Below are 1,013 nucleotides of genomic sequence, written 5' to 3'. Positions count from 1 at the left end.
CGGCTGCGCAGCAGTCGTAAAACCGGCAGACGGGTTTTACCTGACGGAACACGGTGGCTGATTTTGGGGCCGCTGCGCGGCCCAGCGGGGGCAAGCCCCCTCGCCACAGTAAGCTCCCTCGCCACAGGGGTGCGATGCTCGCCTCAAAATCCTGGCCCGGGCTCCGCAATTTCTCGATCAACGATTCACATCCACCACCACCCGCCCCCGCAACTGACCGGCGAGTAACCGCGGCGCAGCCTCTATGGCTTCGCTCAAGGCTATTTCATGACTGATCAGCGGCAACAAGCCGAAGTCCAGATCCCTGGCCAGGCGATTCCAGGCAAGGATGCGGTTGGCCTTGGGTTGGGTCACGCTATTGATTCCGGCCAGGGTGATGCCGCGCAGAATGAACGGCGCCACCGATGCCGGGAAATCCATGCCCTGGGCCAGACCACAGGCCGCCACGGTGCCATTGGCGCGCGTACTGGCACAGGCATTGGCCAGGGTGTGACTGCCCACCGAGTCGATCACCGCCGCCCAGCGTTCCTTGACCAACGGCTTGCCCGGTGCGGACAGGGTGGCGCGGTCGATGATTTCGTCGGCGCCCAGTTGTTGCAGATAAGCATGCTCCGAAACACGCCCGGTGGACGCCACGACCCGATAACCAAGCCGGTGCAACAAGGCGATGGCAAAACTGCCGACTCCGCCATTGGCACCGGTGACCAGCACTTCGCCCTGCTCCGGGGTCACGCCATTGCGTTCCAGCGCCAGGATACAGAGCATCGCCGTATAACCGGCGGTGCCGATCGCCATGGCCTGGGCCGGAGTGAACGCTGCCGGCAGGGGAATCAGCCAGTCGCCGTCAAGTCGGGCCTTCTGCGCCAGACCACCCCAATGGCTTTCACCGACACCCCAGCCATTGAGCAGTACTTTGTCCCCGACCTGGTAATCGGGATGACTGCTGATTTCTACCGTCCCGGCCAGATCGATCCCTGGCACCAAGGGGAATTTACGCACCACCGGGCTGCTGC

General features: G+C 63.7%; 1 protein-coding gene. It reads right to left on the bottom strand.

Annotation, left to right across the window (positions count from 1 at the left end; translation table 11 throughout):
• Positions 1-177 precede the first annotated feature (177 nt).
• On the bottom strand, positions 178-1,013 hold an 836-nt coding region (locus F8N85_RS34415), incomplete at its 5' end, for an MDR family oxidoreductase (RefSeq protein WP_150807694.1).

This window comes from Pseudomonas fluorescens (genome assembly GCF_902497875.1).
GTDB lineage: Bacteria > Pseudomonadota > Gammaproteobacteria > Pseudomonadales > Pseudomonadaceae > Aquipseudomonas > Aquipseudomonas fluorescens_BR.
The sequence above is the reverse complement of the archived record's forward strand: the minus strand, read 5'-3'. Positions and strand labels throughout refer to the sequence as shown.